General features: G+C 45.6%; 17 protein-coding genes and 2 other annotated features. Of the genes, 2 read left to right on the forward strand and 15 right to left on the reverse strand.

Annotated elements, in window-relative coordinates; translation table 11 throughout:
* Window positions 1-145 precede the first annotated feature (145 nt).
* A complete protein-coding gene (locus tag AC3IRK_RS10835) occupies window positions 146-1762 on the reverse strand; it encodes a peptide ABC transporter substrate-binding protein (RefSeq protein ID WP_131502696.1) in 1617 nt (538 codons plus the stop codon).
* 270 nt (window positions 1763-2032) lie between these two features.
* Here AC3IRK_RS10835 and AC3IRK_RS10840 point away from each other — a divergent pair, with 270 nt between their 5' ends.
* Together AC3IRK_RS10840 and trpS are read left to right on the forward strand one after the other, a co-directional pair.
* The gene (locus tag AC3IRK_RS10840; protein ID WP_131502697.1) at window positions 2033-2413 is read left to right on the forward strand and encodes a DUF3899 domain-containing protein; all 381 of its coding nucleotides are present in this window, start codon (window positions 2033-2035) and stop codon (window positions 2411-2413) included.
* Between the two features lie 56 nt (window positions 2414-2469).
* Window positions 2470-2674: a binding site (T-box leader), on the forward strand.
* Window positions 2675-2726: 52 nt separating this feature from the next.
* Complete coding sequence (gene trpS, locus AC3IRK_RS10845; RefSeq protein WP_131972452.1) at window positions 2727-3728, forward strand: tryptophan--tRNA ligase; 1002 nt, start codon at window positions 2727-2729, stop codon at window positions 3726-3728.
* 111 nt (window positions 3729-3839) lie between these two features.
* Here trpS and AC3IRK_RS10850 read toward each other — a convergent pair whose 3' ends face one another.
* From AC3IRK_RS10850 to recD2, 14 genes are all read right to left on the reverse strand, one after another.
* On the reverse strand, window positions 3840-5486 hold the full coding sequence (locus tag AC3IRK_RS10850) for a peptide ABC transporter substrate-binding protein (RefSeq protein WP_114595359.1): 1647 nt from the start codon (window positions 5484-5486) through the stop codon (window positions 3840-3842).
* 305 nt (window positions 5487-5791) lie between these two features.
* The gene (gene fabF / locus AC3IRK_RS10855; protein ID WP_131972451.1) at window positions 5792-7030 is read right to left on the reverse strand and encodes a beta-ketoacyl-ACP synthase II; all 1239 of its coding nucleotides are present in this window, start codon (window positions 7028-7030) and stop codon (window positions 5792-5794) included.
* A 1-nt stretch (window position 7031) separates the two neighbouring features.
* A complete protein-coding gene (locus AC3IRK_RS10860; RefSeq protein WP_131502700.1) occupies window positions 7032-7976 on the reverse strand; it encodes a beta-ketoacyl-ACP synthase III in 945 nt (314 codons plus the stop codon).
* Window positions 7977-8087: 111 nt separating this feature from the next.
* A complete protein-coding gene (gene mtnN, locus AC3IRK_RS10865) occupies window positions 8088-8792 on the reverse strand; it encodes a 5'-methylthioadenosine/S-adenosylhomocysteine nucleosidase (RefSeq protein ID WP_131502701.1) in 705 nt (234 codons plus the stop codon).
* Window positions 8793-8850: 58 nt separating this feature from the next.
* Complete coding sequence (greA, locus tag AC3IRK_RS10870) at window positions 8851-9324, reverse strand: transcription elongation factor GreA (RefSeq protein ID WP_012370935.1); 474 nt, start codon at window positions 9322-9324, stop codon at window positions 8851-8853.
* A 56-nt stretch (window positions 9325-9380) separates the two neighbouring features.
* Window positions 9381-10028 (reverse strand): uridine kinase, encoded by a 648-nt coding sequence (udk, locus tag AC3IRK_RS10875; protein WP_012370936.1) that lies wholly within the window; start codon window positions 10026-10028, stop codon window positions 9381-9383.
* Window positions 10029-10048: 20 nt separating this feature from the next.
* Window positions 10049-10690: an O-methyltransferase gene (locus AC3IRK_RS10880; RefSeq protein WP_012370937.1), complete on the reverse strand. Its 642-nt coding sequence runs from the start codon at window positions 10688-10690 to the stop codon at window positions 10049-10051.
* A gap of 72 nt (window positions 10691-10762) precedes the next feature.
* On the reverse strand, window positions 10763-11911 hold the full coding sequence (mltG, locus tag AC3IRK_RS10885; protein ID WP_489169957.1) for an endolytic transglycosylase MltG: 1149 nt from the start codon (window positions 11909-11911) through the stop codon (window positions 10763-10765).
* A gap of 81 nt (window positions 11912-11992) precedes the next feature.
* Window positions 11993-12289, reverse strand: coding sequence for a DUF1292 domain-containing protein (locus tag AC3IRK_RS10890; protein WP_233494510.1), 297 nt, complete (start codon window positions 12287-12289; stop codon window positions 11993-11995).
* Entirely contained in the window at window positions 12273-12560 is a 288-nt protein-coding gene (locus AC3IRK_RS10895; protein ID WP_012370940.1) for a DUF1292 domain-containing protein, read from the reverse strand. The genes AC3IRK_RS10890 and AC3IRK_RS10895 overlap by 17 nt, the downstream gene beginning before the upstream one ends.
* A gap of 12 nt (window positions 12561-12572) precedes the next feature.
* Window positions 12573-12995 carry a Holliday junction resolvase RuvX gene (gene ruvX / locus AC3IRK_RS10900; RefSeq protein WP_026827847.1) on the reverse strand — a complete coding sequence of 141 codons (423 nt, stop codon included), beginning with the start codon at window positions 12993-12995 and terminating at the stop codon, window positions 12573-12575.
* Window positions 12992-13261 carry an IreB family regulatory phosphoprotein gene (locus AC3IRK_RS10905; RefSeq protein WP_026827846.1) on the reverse strand — a complete coding sequence of 90 codons (270 nt, stop codon included), beginning with the start codon at window positions 13259-13261 and terminating at the stop codon, window positions 12992-12994. The genes ruvX and AC3IRK_RS10905 overlap by 4 nt, the downstream gene beginning before the upstream one ends.
* Before the next feature lie 34 nt (window positions 13262-13295).
* A complete protein-coding gene (gene alaS, locus AC3IRK_RS10910) occupies window positions 13296-15938 on the reverse strand; it encodes an alanine--tRNA ligase (protein ID WP_131502703.1) in 2643 nt (880 codons plus the stop codon).
* Window positions 15939-15998: 60 nt separating this feature from the next.
* Window positions 15999-16216 (reverse strand) — a binding site (T-box leader).
* Window positions 16217-16258: 42 nt separating this feature from the next.
* Window positions 16259-18484: an SF1B family DNA helicase RecD2 gene (gene recD2 / locus AC3IRK_RS10915; RefSeq protein WP_131502704.1), complete on the reverse strand. Its 2226-nt coding sequence runs from the start codon at window positions 18482-18484 to the stop codon at window positions 16259-16261.
* Window positions 18485-18526 lie beyond the last annotated feature (42 nt).

Here is an 18526-nt window from a genome sequence, read left to right on the forward strand (position 1 = left end):
ATTATACTTTGCTAACAAAGTAATTAGAACCTATTTTTTACGAAAATTTCACATTTCTGCTAACAAAATGAGTTTCCATTCAGAAAAAATCGTATAAAACAGGAGCGTTCCTTGAAAACGTTCTCAAGGACGCTCCCATTTTCAATTACTTCACATCAACATATTTGTACTGGAAGTCAGCACCAAAAACTTGACGGTTAAAGTCTTTGACCGTCGGACGACTCAGGAATGCAGCACCCGCTTGATAAATCGGTGCGATCGCTTGGTCTTTTTCGATCAATTGTGACTCTGCTTGTTTAAAGAGATCAAGACGTTTTGCGACATCTGATTCTTCGTTGGCAGCGTTCAACAATTTATCGTAGGCAGACGATTTGTATTTGACGTCATTTTGACTGTTTGTCGATTCAAAGATCGATAAGTTCGACATTGGATCTTGATAGTCCGGACCCCAAAGCGCATAAGACATTTGGTAATCGCCTTTTGCTTCTAAATCCAGTTTATTTTTGAACGGTTGTTGTTTGATCGCAACAGTGACATTCGGAAGGTTTTTCTCAATCTGTCCCTTCATGTATTCACTGATTTTCTTCGCGTCTTCGCTATCGAATGACAAGAGTTCAATCGTTGCTTTCTTATCACCGTTTGCTTTTTTCCAAAGATCAGCTGCTTCTTTCGCATCCCGGTCGAACCAATTGATGTCGCTTGTATAGTCTTTACCTGCGTCATCTTTGATGAATTCTTTCGGAATGAAGCTTGTAGTCGGAATCGAACCGTTCGCAAGTAACGTATCCGTGATCCCTTTTGGATCGATTGCCCGTGCGATCGCTTTACGCGCATTGACGTTTTTCATTGTGGCGTCTTCATTGTTGAACTTCAAGTAAGCAATCGATGAACGGAGTGCGGTCTTGAATTCAGGTTTTGATTCATATGTCGCAACTTGCTCTGACGTGAGGCCGGCATAATCGATTTCGTCCGTATCATACAGATTTACAACGGTAGAGTTATCTTTAACGACACTGATCGAGACCTCATCGAGTTTAACGGCATCTTTATCCCAATAGTTTTCGTTTTTCGTCAGAATACGTTTTGAATCCGTTTTCCAAGATGTCCAAACGAAAGGACCGTTGTAAAGAAGTTTATCCGGTTTAAGCGAGAAGTCTTTTTTGTTTTTGTTATAGAAATCTTCGCTGATTGGTGTATACGTTCCGAATGATGTGAGTGAAAGGAAGTATGGTGCCGGACGTTCGAGTTTAACTTCAAGTGTCTTGTCGTCAATCGCTTTGACACCTAGCTCGTCGACTGGTTTTTTTCCTTGTGAGACATCAGCACCATTTTTGACCGTATCAAAGATGTATGCATAACCGGAAGCAGTTTTTGGATCGACGGCACGTTTCCATGCAAATTCAAAATCCTGTGCTTTGACTGGTGTACCATCTGACCATTTAGAATCACGAAGCGTAAACGTATATGTGAGGTTATCACTTGAGATATCTGTTTTTTCAGCAAGTGCCGGAATCGCTTTCCCGTCTTTGTCTAACCGGTAAAGACCTTCCATCGTGTTTCCGATCATGTTGAACGCAACTGCATCTGTTGCTTGTGCCGGATCGACCGTCGTAATATCAGAAGTATCCGTTAATCGTAAAACTTTTTTGCCTTTAGAAGAACCTGCATCTTTATCTCCGTCACCTGTTGTTGAACAACCTGCAAGTACAACGCTTCCTGCAAGCATAACTGATAACGCGAGACCGACTGTTTTTTTATTCATCGGTGAGTCATCTCCTTTTCATTTTCAAAACCGCTTAATATAAACGATTTTTGGACATCTCGTCGAAACTGCCTCAACGTTCCCCAAAACGCATTGACCTAGTTTCAAAAACTTAAACGAAGTGATAAATTGATTTTATGTGAGAATAACAATATCGTCAAGTGAATAGTCACACTATTTGCTATTTTATACGTCCTGAATAGTACAGAGTCGTAACAATCCTTGACTTTGCGTATAATGAAATCATCATCTTGCCGTAGGAGGTTCATCATGTCTGCTAAACTATTACGCCCGCTTCTGATTGCTTTGATTTTAACAACTGTCTACACGATTTGGGCCGTCGCCACCGACGCTACCCATTCATTTGTTTATCACTTGTCAGGCGGCTTGTTCATTGCCGGCTTCCTGTTACTTGCTATCGGATTCTTCTCCAATATGTCTGCCAATGGATTTTTTAAAGGCATCACTGCAGGCTTTAAAAAGCAACGGGAAGCGAAGTTACGGGAAGTCGATGGGGATTATTACGAAGACGAGGATGAAGAAAGTGAACTTTTAGAAGCAAAACAAAAGCGGGCTTCTAACCGGACGGTTCCTTATCTCTCGAGTGGTTTTATTTGTATCGTCGTCTCTTTACTCTTATCGTTCATTTGACGGAATTTTGATGACGATTAGAAGAAACATGTGCTAAAGTGGAGATAACGTTATACGAGAACACAGTGATGGAGAGTAGTACATCTGATAACCACTTACAGAGAGTCCATGGATGGTGGAAATGGACAGTCGGCGCAGATGGAATGGACTTCGGAGTGGCTGATTCGAAATGATGTAGAATCAGACGGGTCTGCCCGTTACAGCAAATGAGCGGCTAGTTTTCTAGCAACTTGGGTGGCAACGCGATGACTCGTCCCTTGAATGATTCAAGGGATGTGTCATCTTTTTTATTTCATTTTTTGGAGGGATTCTCATGAAAACGATTTTTTCAGGCATTAAGCCAACGGGTACGGTGACGCTTGGTAACTACATTGGCGCGATGAAACACTTTGTTAATCTTCAGGACGAACACGATGCATATTACTGTATCGTCGACTTACATTCCATCACGGTCGAAATTGACCGGATTGAACTTATGAACAATACACGGGCGCTTGCTGCACTTTATATCGCAAGCGGACTCAATCCTGAAAAATCAACAATCTTCGTCCAGTCGGAAGTTAAAGCGCACGCTCAGCTCGGGTGGATGCTGACATGTCTGTCCGGTATGGGTGAACTGGAACGTATGACACAATATAAAGATAAGTCGCAAGGCAAAGACCGGATTGGTGCTGGATTATTTGTTTATCCAACCTTGATGGCAGCCGATATTCTCTTATATGATGCAGAGCTTGTTCCAGTCGGCGACGATCAAAAACAACATATCGAGTTGACACGTGACTTAGCGCAACGTTTTAACAGCCGCTATTACGAAACATTTAAAATGCCGGAGCCGGTCATCGCCGAAACGGGTGCCCGTATCATGAGCTTGACGTCTCCCGATAAAAAGATGTCAAAAACGGATACAAATCCAAAAGGCTATATTTCGATGCTCGACGCTCCGGACGTGATTCGCAAAAAAATCAAGTCTGCCGTAACGGATTCCGAGGGGATCGTTCGATTTGACCGGGAAAACAAACCGGGCGTCTCAAACTTGCTCGAAATTTATTCATTGCTGGCTGGTATTTCAATCAAAGACTTGGAAGCAAAGTATGATGGATTGAACTATGGTGTATTTAAATCAGATGTCGCAGAAGTCATCGTTGCTGAACTAGAACCGATCCAGCAACGTTATTACGACTTAATTGATTCAGAAGAACTCGATTTGATTCTTGACAATGGTCGCGACAAAGCAGATCTGGTTGCTTCACGTAAATTGGCGAAAGTCGAAAAAGCGATGGGACTCCAACGGAAACGCGCAAAAGTAAAGAAATAATTTTAGGTGTCTTTCAACGATTCTTGCCTTTCTTCTTATTTTTTTAGAAGAAAGGTTTTTTTATTTGCGCAACAAAAAAAGCGCTCCCAGTTAAGGGAACGCTTTTTATACTTATTTACCTTCGATTGAAGCCCATTTGTACGAGAAATCTGCGCCGAAGTTATGTTCGACAATCCCTTTAACGTATGGTTTAACCATGAATGCACGTCCACGCTGATAAACAGGTGAGATGGCTGCAGAATCAAGAAGGATTTTCTCTGCTTCTTGAAGCTCTGACCAACGTTTTGTAGCATCCGTTTGTGTTTTTGCATCGTTGATGAGTTTATCGTACTCTTTATCTGACCACTTACCACGGTTGTATGGTCCGTCAGTCAAGAAGAGATCGAGGAACGTCATTGGATCTTGGTAGTCAGGACCCCAGCCGGCGAATGAGAACTCAAAGTCGCCTTTGTTTTCGAGATCAAGTTTGTTTTTGAACGGTTGTTGCTTGATTGTGACTTTCATGCCTGGAAGGTTCTTCTCAAGCTCACCTTTCAAGAACTCACCGATTTTCTTCGCGTCATCACTATCGTAGTTAAGAAGCTCAAGTTCAACCGATTTTTGACCGATCTCTTTTAAGCCCTCTTCCCATAGTTTTTTCGCTTCGTCTGCATTGTACTCGTTGAATGTCGGGTACTTTTCACGGAAGTCTTTTCCGTCAGCATCTTTCGCGAAATCTTTTGGTACGAGATAGTTTGCAGGAAGTGATCCGTTCGCCAAGATGACGTCCGTGATTCCTTTTTTATTGTAACCCATGTCGATTGCGCGACGGATTTTTTCGTTGTTTAATGCTTTGACTTTCGTGTTCAAGTAAAGGTAGAAGATTGTAGATTCACCCTTTGTTTTGAACTCGTCATTATCTTGATACTGAGCAACGAATTCTGAAGAGAGACCAGCACGGTCGATATCGCCTTTTTCGTAAAGGTTAACTGCTGTTGAAGTTTCTTTAACGACCTTGACGTTGATTGTGTTCAACTTGACGCTATCTTTATCCCAATAGTTGTCGTTTTTGACCATTTTCCAGCCTTGTTCACGTGTCCATTCTGTTAACTTGAATGGTCCGTTGTAAAGTGATTTATCTGCTGTCGAACCGAAGTCCTTACCGATTTTTTTCGAAAGTTCTTCCGATTTCGGCATGAATGGACCGAATCCAGTTAAACCAAGGAAGTAATCCGCTGGTGCTTTCAATTTGACTTCGAATGTCTTGTCGTCAACTGCTTTGACGCCAACCGCATCACGCTCGCCTTTTTTCGTGTTGTATTCTTCAGCACCTTCGATGTTGTAGAAGACATACGCGTATTGCGAAGCATTTTCCGGGTTCAAGACTTCTTTCCAAGCATATTCGAAGTCTTTTGCTGTGATTGGTGTACCGTCCGACCATTTAGCATCACGTAGCTTGAATGTGTACGTCAATTTATCGTCAGAAACTGTGTGACTTTCAGCAATACCTGGTGTCGGCTGTTGCTTGTCATCTAAACGATAAAGACCTTCCATCGTGTTGTTCAAGACGTTGAACGACACGGCATCCGTAGAAGTTGTTGGGTTAAGCGTCGGAATATCAGCACTTTCGATCAAGTTTAGCGTTTGCTCACTTGATTTTTTGTCTGAACTTTTGTCGCCCGATGATGTGTCATTTGAATCAGTCGTCGAACAAGCTGCAAGGAACGCGCTTGAAACGAGGGCTACAGATGTAGCCAGTGCAAAACTTTTCTTTTTCATGATACGATGACCCCCCTAAAATTTCCAAAGCTAGTAATCTAAGGTTTTTGAGCGAAAAAAAAAGTCGTTACTTTTATTCGACCAAAACCTCTCGTTACAAATAGTTTACAATGTTCTGATAATTTTGCAAACCTTTTATCCGATTTTTCTAAATATTTTTTCAAAACAATTTGAAAATAAGTGGAATTTTTAGTTTTTTGTGTGACTTTTTATAAAATAAAGCTAAATTTCTTTATTCAAAAAAAGCGATTTAACGGTCATCCGAACCGTTAAATCGCTTTTCCTTCTTCTATTCCTATGCGATATTACGCGTGATAGCGTTTAAAGACGAGTGAAGCATTATGACCACCGAACCCAAGCGAGTTGCTGAGGGCATACTCCACATCCCATGACCGGCTTCCCTCGCGCACGTAATCAAGATCACACCCTTCACTCGGTTGTTCCAAATGAATCGTCGGGTGAACGATTTGTTCTTGCAACGATTTAATTGTCGCGATGGCTTCTACTCCACCGGCACCGCCTAGTAAATGACCAATCATCGACTTCGTCGAGTTGATGGCTAATTTTTCAGCATGATTTCCAAATACGGTATGGATCGCTTTCGTTTCAAGTACATCATTCATCGGCGTACTTGTTCCATGAGCATTAATATATTGAACGGCGGCCGGTTCAATACCTGCATCTTGAATCGCCATCGCCATTGCGCGCGCTCCGCCGTCGCCGTCTGGATCTGGTGCTGTGATATGGTAAGCATCGGCTGTTAATCCGTATCCGCTGACTTCTGCATAGATTTTGGCACCGCGGGCAATCGCATGTTCATACTCTTCAAGTACCAGGATTCCGGCACCCTCTCCCATGACAAATCCGTCACGGCCTTCATCAAACGGACGGCTTGCCGTGTTTGGATCATGGTTCGTCGACATCGCTTTATTGGCACAAAAACCAGCAAAAGCAAGATTGGTAATCGGTGCTTCTGCTCCACCGGCAATCATGACGTCCGCGTCGCCGCGTTCAATGACGCGTAACGCTTCACCAATCGCGTTTGTACCGGAAGCACATGCAGTGACGGAACAGTTATTCGGTCCTTTTGCTCCTGTATAAATCGAAACTTGGCCACTTGCCATGTTTGGAATCATCATTGGAATGAAGAATGGACTGACACGACGATGTCCCCGTTCAAAATAGATTTTCGCCTGTTTTTCAATCGTCTCGACGCCGCCGATTCCTGATCCGATCCAGACGCCGATACGTTCAGCATTGGCTTTAACATCCAGTTCAGCATTTTTGACGGCTTCCATACTTGCGACGAGCGAATAATGAACAAAACGGTCCATTTTCCGGGCTTCCTTTGCTTCGATGAATTCCGTGACATCAAAATTCTGTAATTCTCCTGTTACTTTCGTCGGATACTCATCGATATCAAGACGTTCCATCGGACGAATCCCGTTTTCACCGGCTTTTAACGCATTCCAGAATGTATCGACATCATTACCGATTGGCGTCAGTGCGCCCATACCTGTTACTACTACACGTTTTCTCATCATTTTATGTGTTCTCCCCTTTAGTCCAAGTAATGTAAGCTGCCCCCCATGTCAAACCTGCGCCGAATCCGGCGAGGACAAGTGTCGTCCCCGGTGACAATCTTCCTTGTCGCCGTGCCTCTTCTAGTGCAAGTGGTATTGACGCAGCAGATGTATTCGCATGTTCGTCAATCGTCACGATCACTTTCGCTTCTTCAATTCCAAGCCGTTCACGTGCTGCATCAATAATCCGTAAATTCGCTTGATGCGGAATCAGTAAATCAAGTTCGGCCAGTGTTCCGTCCGCTTTTTGAATGACTTTTTCCACGATGTCCGGTAACTTGCGGACTGCGAACTTAAAGACTTCCCGACCGTTCATTTCAATCGGACCATCCAGGTTTTTAAATAACAGATGTGCTCCGCGGCCATCCGTGCCAAGTTCAAAGGCATTCAATCCTTGCTGCTCGGTTGGACCGAGGACAACCGCTCCAGCGCCATCACCAAACAAGATGGCTGTCGACCGGTCTGACCAGTCAACGATGCTGGACATCTTCTCTGCACCAATGACCAGTGCATGCTTCGATTCCGTTGCCGTCATCATACTCGAAGCCGTCTGTAGGGCAAAAATGAATCCGCTACAGGCTGCGCTAATATCAAAAGCTGTCGCACCGAGTGCGCCGATCCGCTCCTGAACGATACAGGCAGTTGACGGGAAAGCACGTCCGGTTGCCGTTCCGACAACAATCAATCCGATGTCGTCTGCTGTCAAGTTAGCATCCGCTAATGCTTTTTCCGCTGCTTCCGTCGCTAAATCAGTGACATCGACTGCATCATCTGCAATCCGTCGCGCGCCGATTCCTGTACGTGTCCGAATCCATTCATCACTCGTATCGAGTGTCGCTGCTAAATCATCATTTGTCATCCGATGTTCGGGTAATGATGTACCGAGTCCTACAATTCCGATATTCATATGATTGCTCCTTTGAAATTAGTATCTGGTACTAATATAAAGCGTTAAACACATTTTGTCAAAGAGAAAAGAAGGTCTCCCGTTGAGAGACCTTCTTTCACGTAATCCAGATTACTCTGAATCAGCTAATGTGCGGACGACTTCCATGACCATCTTCGCTGAATTAATCGAAGCAATCTCCAAGAATTCATCAAATGACAGAGATGCTTCTTCATCGGCACTGTCAGAAATCGAACGTGTCACGACGAACGGAACATCGAACTGATGGCAAACTTGTGCAATCGGTGCCGCTTCCATCTCAACTGCCGCGACATCCGGGAAGTTCGTTTTAATGAGATTTGAACGCTCCGTATCATGGATGAACGAATCACCTGTCACGATCAAACCATGGACGACCCGAATCGCATCCATTCGTTCAATGACAGCTTCCGCTGTTGCAATCAGTTTTGGATCAGCTGTATAGGCAGCCGGCATTCCCGGTACTTGACCATACTCGTAACCGAACGCTGTCACGTCGACGTCGTGATGACGGACTTCCGTCGAAACAACGACATCACCGACTTTTAAACCGGCTCTGAATCCGCCGGCTGAACCGGTATTGATGACGGCACTCGGCTTGAAATGATCAAGCAGTAATGTCGTTCCGATTGCGGCATTTACTTTTCCGATACCGGATTTTAAGATGACGACCGGGACACTGTTCAACAATCCTTCATAAAAATGATAATTGGCAATGACGGTATCTTTTCGTTCCGATAATTCATTTCGAAGTAAGTTTACTTCTTCTTCCATCGCTCCGATGATTGCGATTGGCATGTCTTTTCCCCCCGTTCAAACAGAAAACCGGATTGCTCCGGCTGCTGTCCGTTCTTATTTACTTGATTGATGTAATTTTTACAGCGAAATCTCCGCCGGGTGCTTGAACGGATACTTGCTCACCGACGCTGTGACCGAACAGACTTTTAGCGATTGGTGATTCGTTCGAGATTTTCCCAGTGAACGGATCGGCTTCTGCACTACCAACAATCGTATACGTTTCTTCTTCATTGTCTTCAAGGATCAAGAATGTAACTGTTGTCCCGATACCAACAACCGAGATATCCTTCTCATCTTCCGAGATGATGGCGACGTTGCGTAACATCTCTTCCAATTGAGCAATCCGGCCTTCGACCATTGCTTGTTCTTCTTTCGCTGAATCATATTCCGCGTTTTCCGACAAGTCACCAAATGAACGGGCAATCTTAATGTTTTCGACAACTTCTTTACGGCGGACTGACTTCAGTTCGTTTAATTCGTTTTCAACATTCGCTTTACCTTCAAGCGTCATGTAATACTGTTTTTCTGCCATTTTTGTCACGCTCCTTTTTATTCCACTAGTATAGTATATTCACATCTTTTTTGGAATCAATATCCTCTTTGATCAAGTGAAGACCGATAATCGAGAATCGCCCGGATCTTCGTGACGAGTAAATCGATTGCCACGTGGTTTTCGCCACCTTCGGGAACAATGATGTCGGCATATCGTTTTGTTGGTTCACAAAACTGAAGATGCATCGGACGGACGACTTTCGTATACTGCTCGACGACAGAATCAATCGAACGTCCCCGTTCATTCATATCACGTTGCATCCGGCGCAGAATCCGAACATCGGCATCTGTATCCACGAAGACTTTAATATCCATCAATTCCCGTAAACGTTCATCTTCAAGCGCTAAAATACCTTCGACGATGATGACGTCACGTGGATCAAGCGGAATCGTCTCCGTTGCCCGTGTGTGCGCAACGTAATCATAGACCGGTTTTTCAACCGCCTGATTTTCTCGCAGTGCCTTAATGTGTTCAATCAGCAAATCGTTATCAAAGGCAAACGGGTGATCATAGTTCGTTTGATAACGCTCTTCCATCGATAATTCACTTTGATCCTTATAGTAAGCATCCTGCTCGATCATGACGATGGATTCACTCGGGAACGCGTCGACAAGTGACCGTGCGACCGTCGTCTTTCCTGAACCTGTTCCTCCAGCCACACCAATTACAACCGGTTTTTGCATTGAATTCGTACCTCCATCATTCATTCCGACTTTACTTTCCGACTGACGGACACACCGTCTCCAAGTGGGAAAATCGTCGTATCATATTGATCTTGCTCCATCATCCATGCCGTGAATTCTTTAACCAGACGGACAAGGCGCCGTCTTCTCCGGTCAAAGGTCTTCGGATCTGTCTCAAGGACATCTCCGTGCAAAAACAGGTTATCCGTATATAAAACTCCGCCTATTGGCACCAATCGCCCATAACCGTTAAAGAATTTTTTATACTGTCCTTTCGCTGCGTCGATGAATACGGCATCGAACTGCTGTTCAAGGGTTTCGGCTAATTCTACTGCATCAGCAAAAACGATGTCAATCCGGTCCGCGACGTCTGATCGTTCAATGAACATCTTGGCTTCGGCGTATCGTTTCGCATTTCGTTCTACTGTCGTGATCCGGGCATCCGGTAAGGCACGAGCCATCCGAATCGCACTGTAACCAATCGCTGTTCCAAGTTCAAGAATTCGTTTCGGTTGTTGTAACGTCAACAACGATAACAAAACTTCCGATCCCGTCAGTTCAATGATTGGAATATGGTGCTCTTTCGCGTATGCTTCCATTTCCTGTAACAAGGGATCACGCGGTCGAATCATCCCTTCGACATACGCTGTAAAATCATTCATTCGGAATTCACTCCTTCTGCGCATAAACAGGTTGACCGGGAACGAACATACCGTTCCCAATCAACCCCCTGTTCATTGCTCTTTACTTGCTTCGTATTCGACCCATTCCGGTTTATACTTCACAACATTTCGTTGATGTTCCTCATAGGTTTCCTCATAAAGAATTTGCCCCCGTGGATTTTTATCATTTGGTGGTCGGGCAAAGAAATAAACATATTTCGTCTTTTTCGGATTAAGGACGGCAAGAATTGAATCTTTACTGACCGTTGAAATCGGACCAATCGGAATACCTTCATACTTGTACGTATTGTATTTCGAATTGTTCTCAAGATCCTTCAATGTCGTCAGTGCTGTATTCTCTCCTGTACCGTACCAGACCGTTGGATCCGATTGGAGTTTCATCCCGTCGTTGAGGCGATTCGTAAAGACACCGGCAATCTCACGACGATCGTCTGGTGTTGCGGCTTCCCGCTCGACCATCGATCCGAGACTCAACACTTCATGGAAGGTCATGCCTGATTTCTTAATCGCATCGGTGTTCTCATCATAAATCTTTTCCGTCTCATCTAACATCGTTTCGGCAATTTGATTGATACTTTTTCCTTTGTCGAATTCGTATGTCGCCGGGAAAAGGTATCCTTCGAGTGAATAAAGGACTCCCTGCTTCGTCACTTCATCCGTTAACATCGGATACTTGTCAATTAATGTCTTGATATACGCCTCATCCGTCAATGATTTTCGGATCGAGTCAGCTTTAAAACCGGTTGCTTTCGCAATGATGGCAATTTGACGATCCATCGTGATTCCTTCAGGGATCGTAATTTTAACATCTGCTGCTTTCATGATCGTTCCGGTCTTTAGCTCATTGATGATTTCATCCGGTGTCATCGCTTGCGTCAATGTGTATGTCCCGGCTTGGAATGACGATTCATTCTTATAGCGGACATAATAGCGGAAAATCGTTTCGTTCGCGATTAAATCTTTTTCCTTGAGAATGCTTGAAATCGTACTTGTTCCGGCGCCTAAGGGAATTTCGACTTTGACGGACTTCGTTGCCTCTTCGTTGACCGGCTCGAGTGAACTCTTTAAAAAGATGTAGATGGCTGCTCCTGCTACTAAGAAAATCGTGAATAATACTGAAAGGATGATTAACGTAATCCGGCGCGATGTCCGGCGACGTTTCTGTTCGATTTCAGCATTTTTCTTCCATTCATTCTCCATCGGTTCCTCCTTCTTCTCTTAAAACAAGGTGATATCGAAAGAGCTGCTGCTCTGACGACACCACCTTATACACGAGTCGGTTTAGTCAAGCTCGTCTTCTAATGTATTAAAGACTTCTTCAATTTCATCCCAAGTTTCTGCATCGTCTTCTGCGATCGGAACTAGGTTGAAGTCATCATCACCATCACCATATTCTTCTAACTCATAAACAAAGATGTCGACTTCTTCTGCTTCATCATAATCCGCGCCGACTGGCTCAAGGAAAATATACGTTTTGCTTGAGCGCGGGCTTTCATACCGTAAACGCTCGGCAAATTTAAATTCATTACCTTCTCCATCGGGAATTACGTAATGTGTAGGTTCATTCTGTTGCATCATTCATCCGCTCCTTTAATGCAGCCTCAAGTTCATCCCAAGTCTGCTCATCGTTTTCATCAATCAGGCTCAATTCAAAATCATCTTCGCCTTCGCCAAACTCGTCGATTTCACAAATGATCAAATCATCTGCGCCCTCTTCCGGATGACCAATCATTTCGAGAAATAGATAGGTCTTGCCGGTTCGCTCACTGACATAACGGTACCATTCTTCGAAAAGATGTTCGCCCCCGTCTTCATCAGGAAAGAGATACTGCCGTTTTTCTTCAGACATCTCATTTCCTCCTTATCGATTTGCCCGATCCAAATAAGATTGTAGGATCATGACTGCTGCCATCTTATCGATGACTTGTTTCCGTTTTTTTCGACTGACATCGGCATCGATCAGCATACGTTCTGCCTGCATCGTCGTCAATCTCTCGTCGACAAGAACGGTCGAAAGGCCTGTCTGCGTCTCGATTTCACGCGCGAACGCTTCACTCGCCTCAGCTCTGGGACCAATTGATCCATTCATGTTTTTCGGATGTCCGATGACGATGATTTCGACACCGTATTCCTTAATAATTGCCTCGAGTCGCTTGAAGGCGACCGGATATTCAGGTTCTGTCCATTTGATGGTCTCGATGCCTTGTGCTGTCCAGCCCATCAAATCACTCACCGCAACACCGATCGTCTTCGAACCGACATCAAGTCCGATGGCACGCTTCATTTTTTGTCTCCACTCTCCGATAGATAAGATTTCACGAGTTCTTCCAGTAGTTCATCACGCTCAATCTTTCGGATCATATTACGTGCATCGTTATGACGAGGAATGTAAGCAGGATCACCGGAAAGTAGATATCCGACGATTTGGTTGATCGGATGATAGCCTTTTTCTTCTAAAGCATGATAGACCGTCAGCAATACTTCGCGTGTTGCCGCCTGGCTATCGTCTTCTGGAAAATTAAATTTCATCGTTTGATCCATCTGACTCACGTTAATCACCTCTTTCATTTACACTACTTCTCTATTATGCCAGTGATTGCACGTAATGTGAAGTAAACGCAAGAGCTTCGTTTAATTTTGCAGGATCTTTTCCGCCAGCCTGTGCCATGTCCGGGCGGCCGCCACCGCCACCGCCGCAACGCGTCGCTACTTCCTTGATCAGTTTACCGGCATGGTATCCTTGATCAATCAAGTCTTTCGAGACACTTGCAACGAGGTTGACTTTGTCTCCCTGCGCGCTGCCGAGGACGATGATTGCCGAACCGAGACTCGACTTCAATTCATCCATCATACCGCGAAGCGCATCCATATCTGAGACGTCGACTTGCTTCGCAAGGACTTGGACTCCATTGATTTGCTCGACATCCTCTTTCAATGATGCTGCTTCAATGTTTGCCAGTTTTGCTTGTAGGGATTCGTGTGCACGTTCCGTTTCGCGGAGCTGGACTTGAAGTGCTTCAATCCGTCCCGGTACTTCAGTCGTCTTCGTTTTCAGTACGCGTGCTGCCTGCTCGAGTGTCTGCAGGTGACCGTTCATCACATGGTATGCTCCAGCGCCTGTGACTGCTTCAATCCGTCGTGTTCCAGCTCCGATTCCTGATTCGGAAACAATCTTGAACAGACCGATTTCTGCCGTGTTTCGAACATGGATTCCACCGCATAATTCGATGGAATATGTTCCAGCCGAAACGACACGAACCGTCTCACCGTATTTTTCACCAAACAGAGCCATTGCACCTTTTGCTTTCGCATCAGCAATGTTCATCTCTTCAATGTCGACTGCAAGTGATGCCCAGATTGCTTGGTTGACATCCTGTTCGATAGTTGTCAATTCTTCAGCCGTGACTGCTCCGAAGTGCGAGAAGTCAAACCGGAGACGATCTGCCGAAACGAGTGAACCAGCTTGGTTGACGTGTGTCCCGAGTGTATCTTTTAATGCTTTGTGCAACAGGTGGGTTGCAGTATGGTTCTTTGTGATGGCTTGACGTGACGACGCTTCGACTGTTGCATGAACTGTCGCATCTGCCAAAGCAATCCCCGTCCGAACAATAACGGTATGCAGGTTTTGACCGTTCGGTGCTTTTTGAACATCTTTGACATCAAGGACGAAATCAGGACCTGTAATGGTTCCTGTGTCCGCCACTTCTCCACCGCTTTCTGCATAAAACGGTGTAATATCAAGCAACAATTGTGCTTCTTCGCCGGCAGCGACTTCTGTCACTCGTTCTCCATCATGCAACAAAGCAATGATTTTAGCATCCGTCTCAAGGTCCGTATAACCGATGAACTGGCTTGGAACAGTCAACGTTGCTAACACTTCTGATTGTTGTTGCATCGAACCGCCGTCTTCACGGGCAGCACGAGCACGCTTCCGTTGCTCATCCATTGCCCGTTTAAATCCTTCTTCATCGACAGACATCTGATGATCTTCCGCATATTCAACCGTCAATTCGAGCGGGAAACCATACGTATCATACAAACGGAAGGCATCTTCTCCGCTGATGACGTGTTCACCGTTACTCTTCGCTGCTTGTGCCACGGTGTTTAAGATGGCAAGACCATCATGTAACGTCTCGTGGAATCGTTCTTCTTCGTTTTTAATGACACGTTTGATGAAATCTGCTTTTTCTGGAACTTGTGGATAGAAATCGACCATGACGCTACCGACTGTATCAACGAGCTCGTACATGAACGGACGTTCGATTCCGAGCATTTTTGCATAACGGACAGCACGACGAAGCAGGCGGCGTAAGACATAACCGCGTCCTTCGTTCGAAGGCAACGCACCGTCTCCGATTGCAAAGGCAACCGTCCGGATGTGATCAGCAATGACTTTGAACGCGACATCCAGTTTTGTGTCTTCACGGTAAAGTTTACCGCTGAGTTCTTCTGTCTTATGGATGATCGGCATGAACAAGTCCGTGTCAAAGTTCGTCGGCACATCTTGCATGACGCTCGCCATCCGCTCAAGACCCATCCCGGTATCGATGTTTTTACGCGGTAATTCTGTGTAATTGCCGTGTCCATCATGATTATATTGACTGAACACGATGTTCCAGATTTCGAGATACCGTTCGTTTTCGCCGCCCGGATACAATTCAGAATCGTTCGGATCGTCGCCGAAAGCCGGTCCGCGGTCGAAGAAAATCTCTGTGTTCGGACCTGAAGGACCCTCACCAATTTCCCAGAAGTTATCTTCCAGCGGAATGATACGTTCAGCCGGCACACCGAGTTCAAGCCAGATTTGACGTGCTGCGTCGTCTTCCGGATGAATCGTCACGGAAAGACGGTCCGGATCAAGTCCGTACCACTCGTCACTCGTCAAGAGTTCCCAGCCCCATTTGATTGCATCTTCACGGAAGTAGTCGCCGACAGAAAAGTTTCCAAGCATTTCAAAGAATGTATGGTGACGTGCTGTTTTTCCGACATTTTCGATATCGTTCGTCCGGATCGATTTCTGCGCGTTGACAATCCGCGGATTTTGCGGAATGACTCGTCCATCAAAATATTTTTTTAACGTAGCGACACCCGAGTTGATCCACAGTAATGTTGGATCCTCGATTGGAACGAGCGATGCGCTTGGTTCGATTGCATGTCCTTTAGACTGGAAAAAGTCGAGATACATCTGACGGATTTGTGCACCCGTCAACGGTTTTAATGGTTTCATCGAAAATACCCCCATTGATTAATTTGTCCTGAACGCAAAAAAACGATACATTCATCCCTGAAAAGGGACGAAAGCATCGCTTTCGTGGTACCACCCTCGTTCGTAAAGACATGTGCTCTCTTTACCTCGAAAAATCCGTTAACGGAGATTACCCGCAAGTGTTTGCACTCGACTCCGGAAGGAGCTTCAATCGAATCGTCATGAAGATGGTTGCAGCAGATCCATCTCTCTCTGGTCATGAAGATTACGACTTACTTATCTTCCATCAACGTTTTGCGTCCATTCATCTACCGTGATTATTACCTATTTGGTGCATTCAGTCAAGTCTTTGTCATACCGCCGAGCCGTTCAATCAGCCGGGTCCGCCGGCGTGGTTCTTCCTCTTGGGAAGCTTTATAAAAGGCACGGGGATCTCCGAACAACAACAAACTGGCTTTTGCCCGTGTGACGGCCGTATAGATGAGATTACGGGAATGTTTAAAGGCTCCGGTGAAAAAGACCGGCATCAGGACAATCGGAAACTCCGACCCTTGTGCTTTATGAATCGTAATCGCATACGCATGTGTGAATTGATCCCACTCACTCCGGTTGTATTCGACTTCCGTCTGATCGAACCGGGCAATGATTTTGTCCACCTTGTCGACATTTTCCTTTGCAAAAAAGATGTTGACGATTTCGCCGATATCCCCGTTATAGACATTTTCTTCCGCATTATTGACGAGCTGAAGAATTTTATCTCCACTCCGGTAAATTCGTGTCCCTTGTTTGACTTCCCGTTTTTTGGGCGCTTCCGGATTATAGACCTGTTGCAGGACGATGTTCAGTTCATCGATTCCTACCTGTCCACGATACGTCGGCGCCAGGATTTGGACGTCAAACTTCGAATAGCCTTTCGCCAGTGCTTTTTCCGCGAAGGCGGCGATACCGCGTAACGACTCTTGCGGGGCGAGCGAATAAAATCGCCGGTCAGATAACGGAGCAAGCAAGTCAGCTGACGTGACCCGGTTTTTCAAATCGTGAGCCAGCCGAAGAATCGAGGAATCCTCGGCTTGCCGGTGAACGACATTGAGCCGAACGACCGGAATTCCGTCTGTGTCCATTAAGTCGGCCAGGACTTGTCCCGGTCCGACCGACGGCAGTTGATCACGATCGCCGACAAATAAAATCTTCATGCCATTCGGTACCGCTCGTAACAAACTCGATAACAGGTAGATATCTATCATCGATGATTCATCAATGATCAAAACCTTGCCCGAGATCGGTTGGTCTTCGTCCAATTGAAAATTTGACCCGTCATATTTTAACAAACGATGGATGGTCATCGCCGGAACATCCGTCGCTTCCGACAAGCGTTTTGCCGCTCGTCCGGTTGGAGCAACAAGGACATAGGGATAGACCTCACCCGACTTGACCTGACTTTTTTCAAGCGGCCAATCATGAATTTCCTGAAGCGCGTGCAAAATCCCTTTAATGACGGTCGTCTTCCCGGTACCCGGTCCACCCGTCAAGACCATCAACGGCGCTTTGACCGCCAGTTCGATGGCTTCCCGTTGTTGGACTGCATATTCCATACCGAACCGTTCTTCGAGCTGACCGATGGCCGACAGAATCGTCGCGACATCAACTTCCTGCTCCGCTCCGTTCGCCATGACACGGGCCAGTTCCTTTGCCGCCCGGACTTCCGCATAAAAAATCGTCGGCAAATACAAACAGCCTTCTTCGAGTTTGACCTTATCTTCGTTCAACAACAGTTCGATGGCTTGTTCGAGACGTTCGCCGGGATCTTCTCCGAGTAGACGGGGTGCCCGTTGCAACAGTGATTCGACGGTTGCAAACGCATGCCCCTCTCCCGCCTCCTGTTCGAGTATATGCATGATGGAGGCTGCGACCCGTTCCGGATGCAAGCCGATAAGCCCCAGATGCGAGGCGATTTGATCGGCTGTCTTAAAACCGATGCCACTGACTTCGTACATTAAAGAATAAGGATTTTCCCGAATTCTCGCCATCGCGTCTCCTTCATATGCCGCATAAATCTTCGCCGCGAGTTTCGGAGTAACATCAAACGGGGCTAAAAAAAGCATCAATTGATCAACACCGTATAGGGTTGCGAGTCGGCTGAAGATGACATCGGCCTGTTTTTGTTTCAGTCCAGGGACACGGTCAAGTGCCTTGCTGTCTTTTAAGATGATATCGATTGCATCTTCACCAAGAGCATCGACGATGTTTTTCGCTGTTTTCGGACCAATGCCGGTAAACGAACCGTTCGTCAAAAAACGGACGGCTGCGTGTTTCGTCATCGGAACCGACCGGCGGATCAACTCTGCTTTTAGTTGTTTACCGAATCGCGGATGATCAATCAATCGTCCGAATGCTTGATACGTTCCGCCGAGTTCGATTCCGACACCGGTTCCTGTGACGACGAGTTCTGTTTCTTTTAATTCAAAGTTCTTTTCTTTAATTGCCATCAAAACGATGGAATGGGCTTCTTCTTCGGAGGAAAAAAGCACACGTTTAATGCGGCCGACTACTTGATGGGGGTGCTCCATCACTCCACCTGCTTTCTGTCTGAACTCCATTACGCTGTTCCA

It is taken from the genome of Exiguobacterium sp. GL_137, from assembly GCF_057834585.1.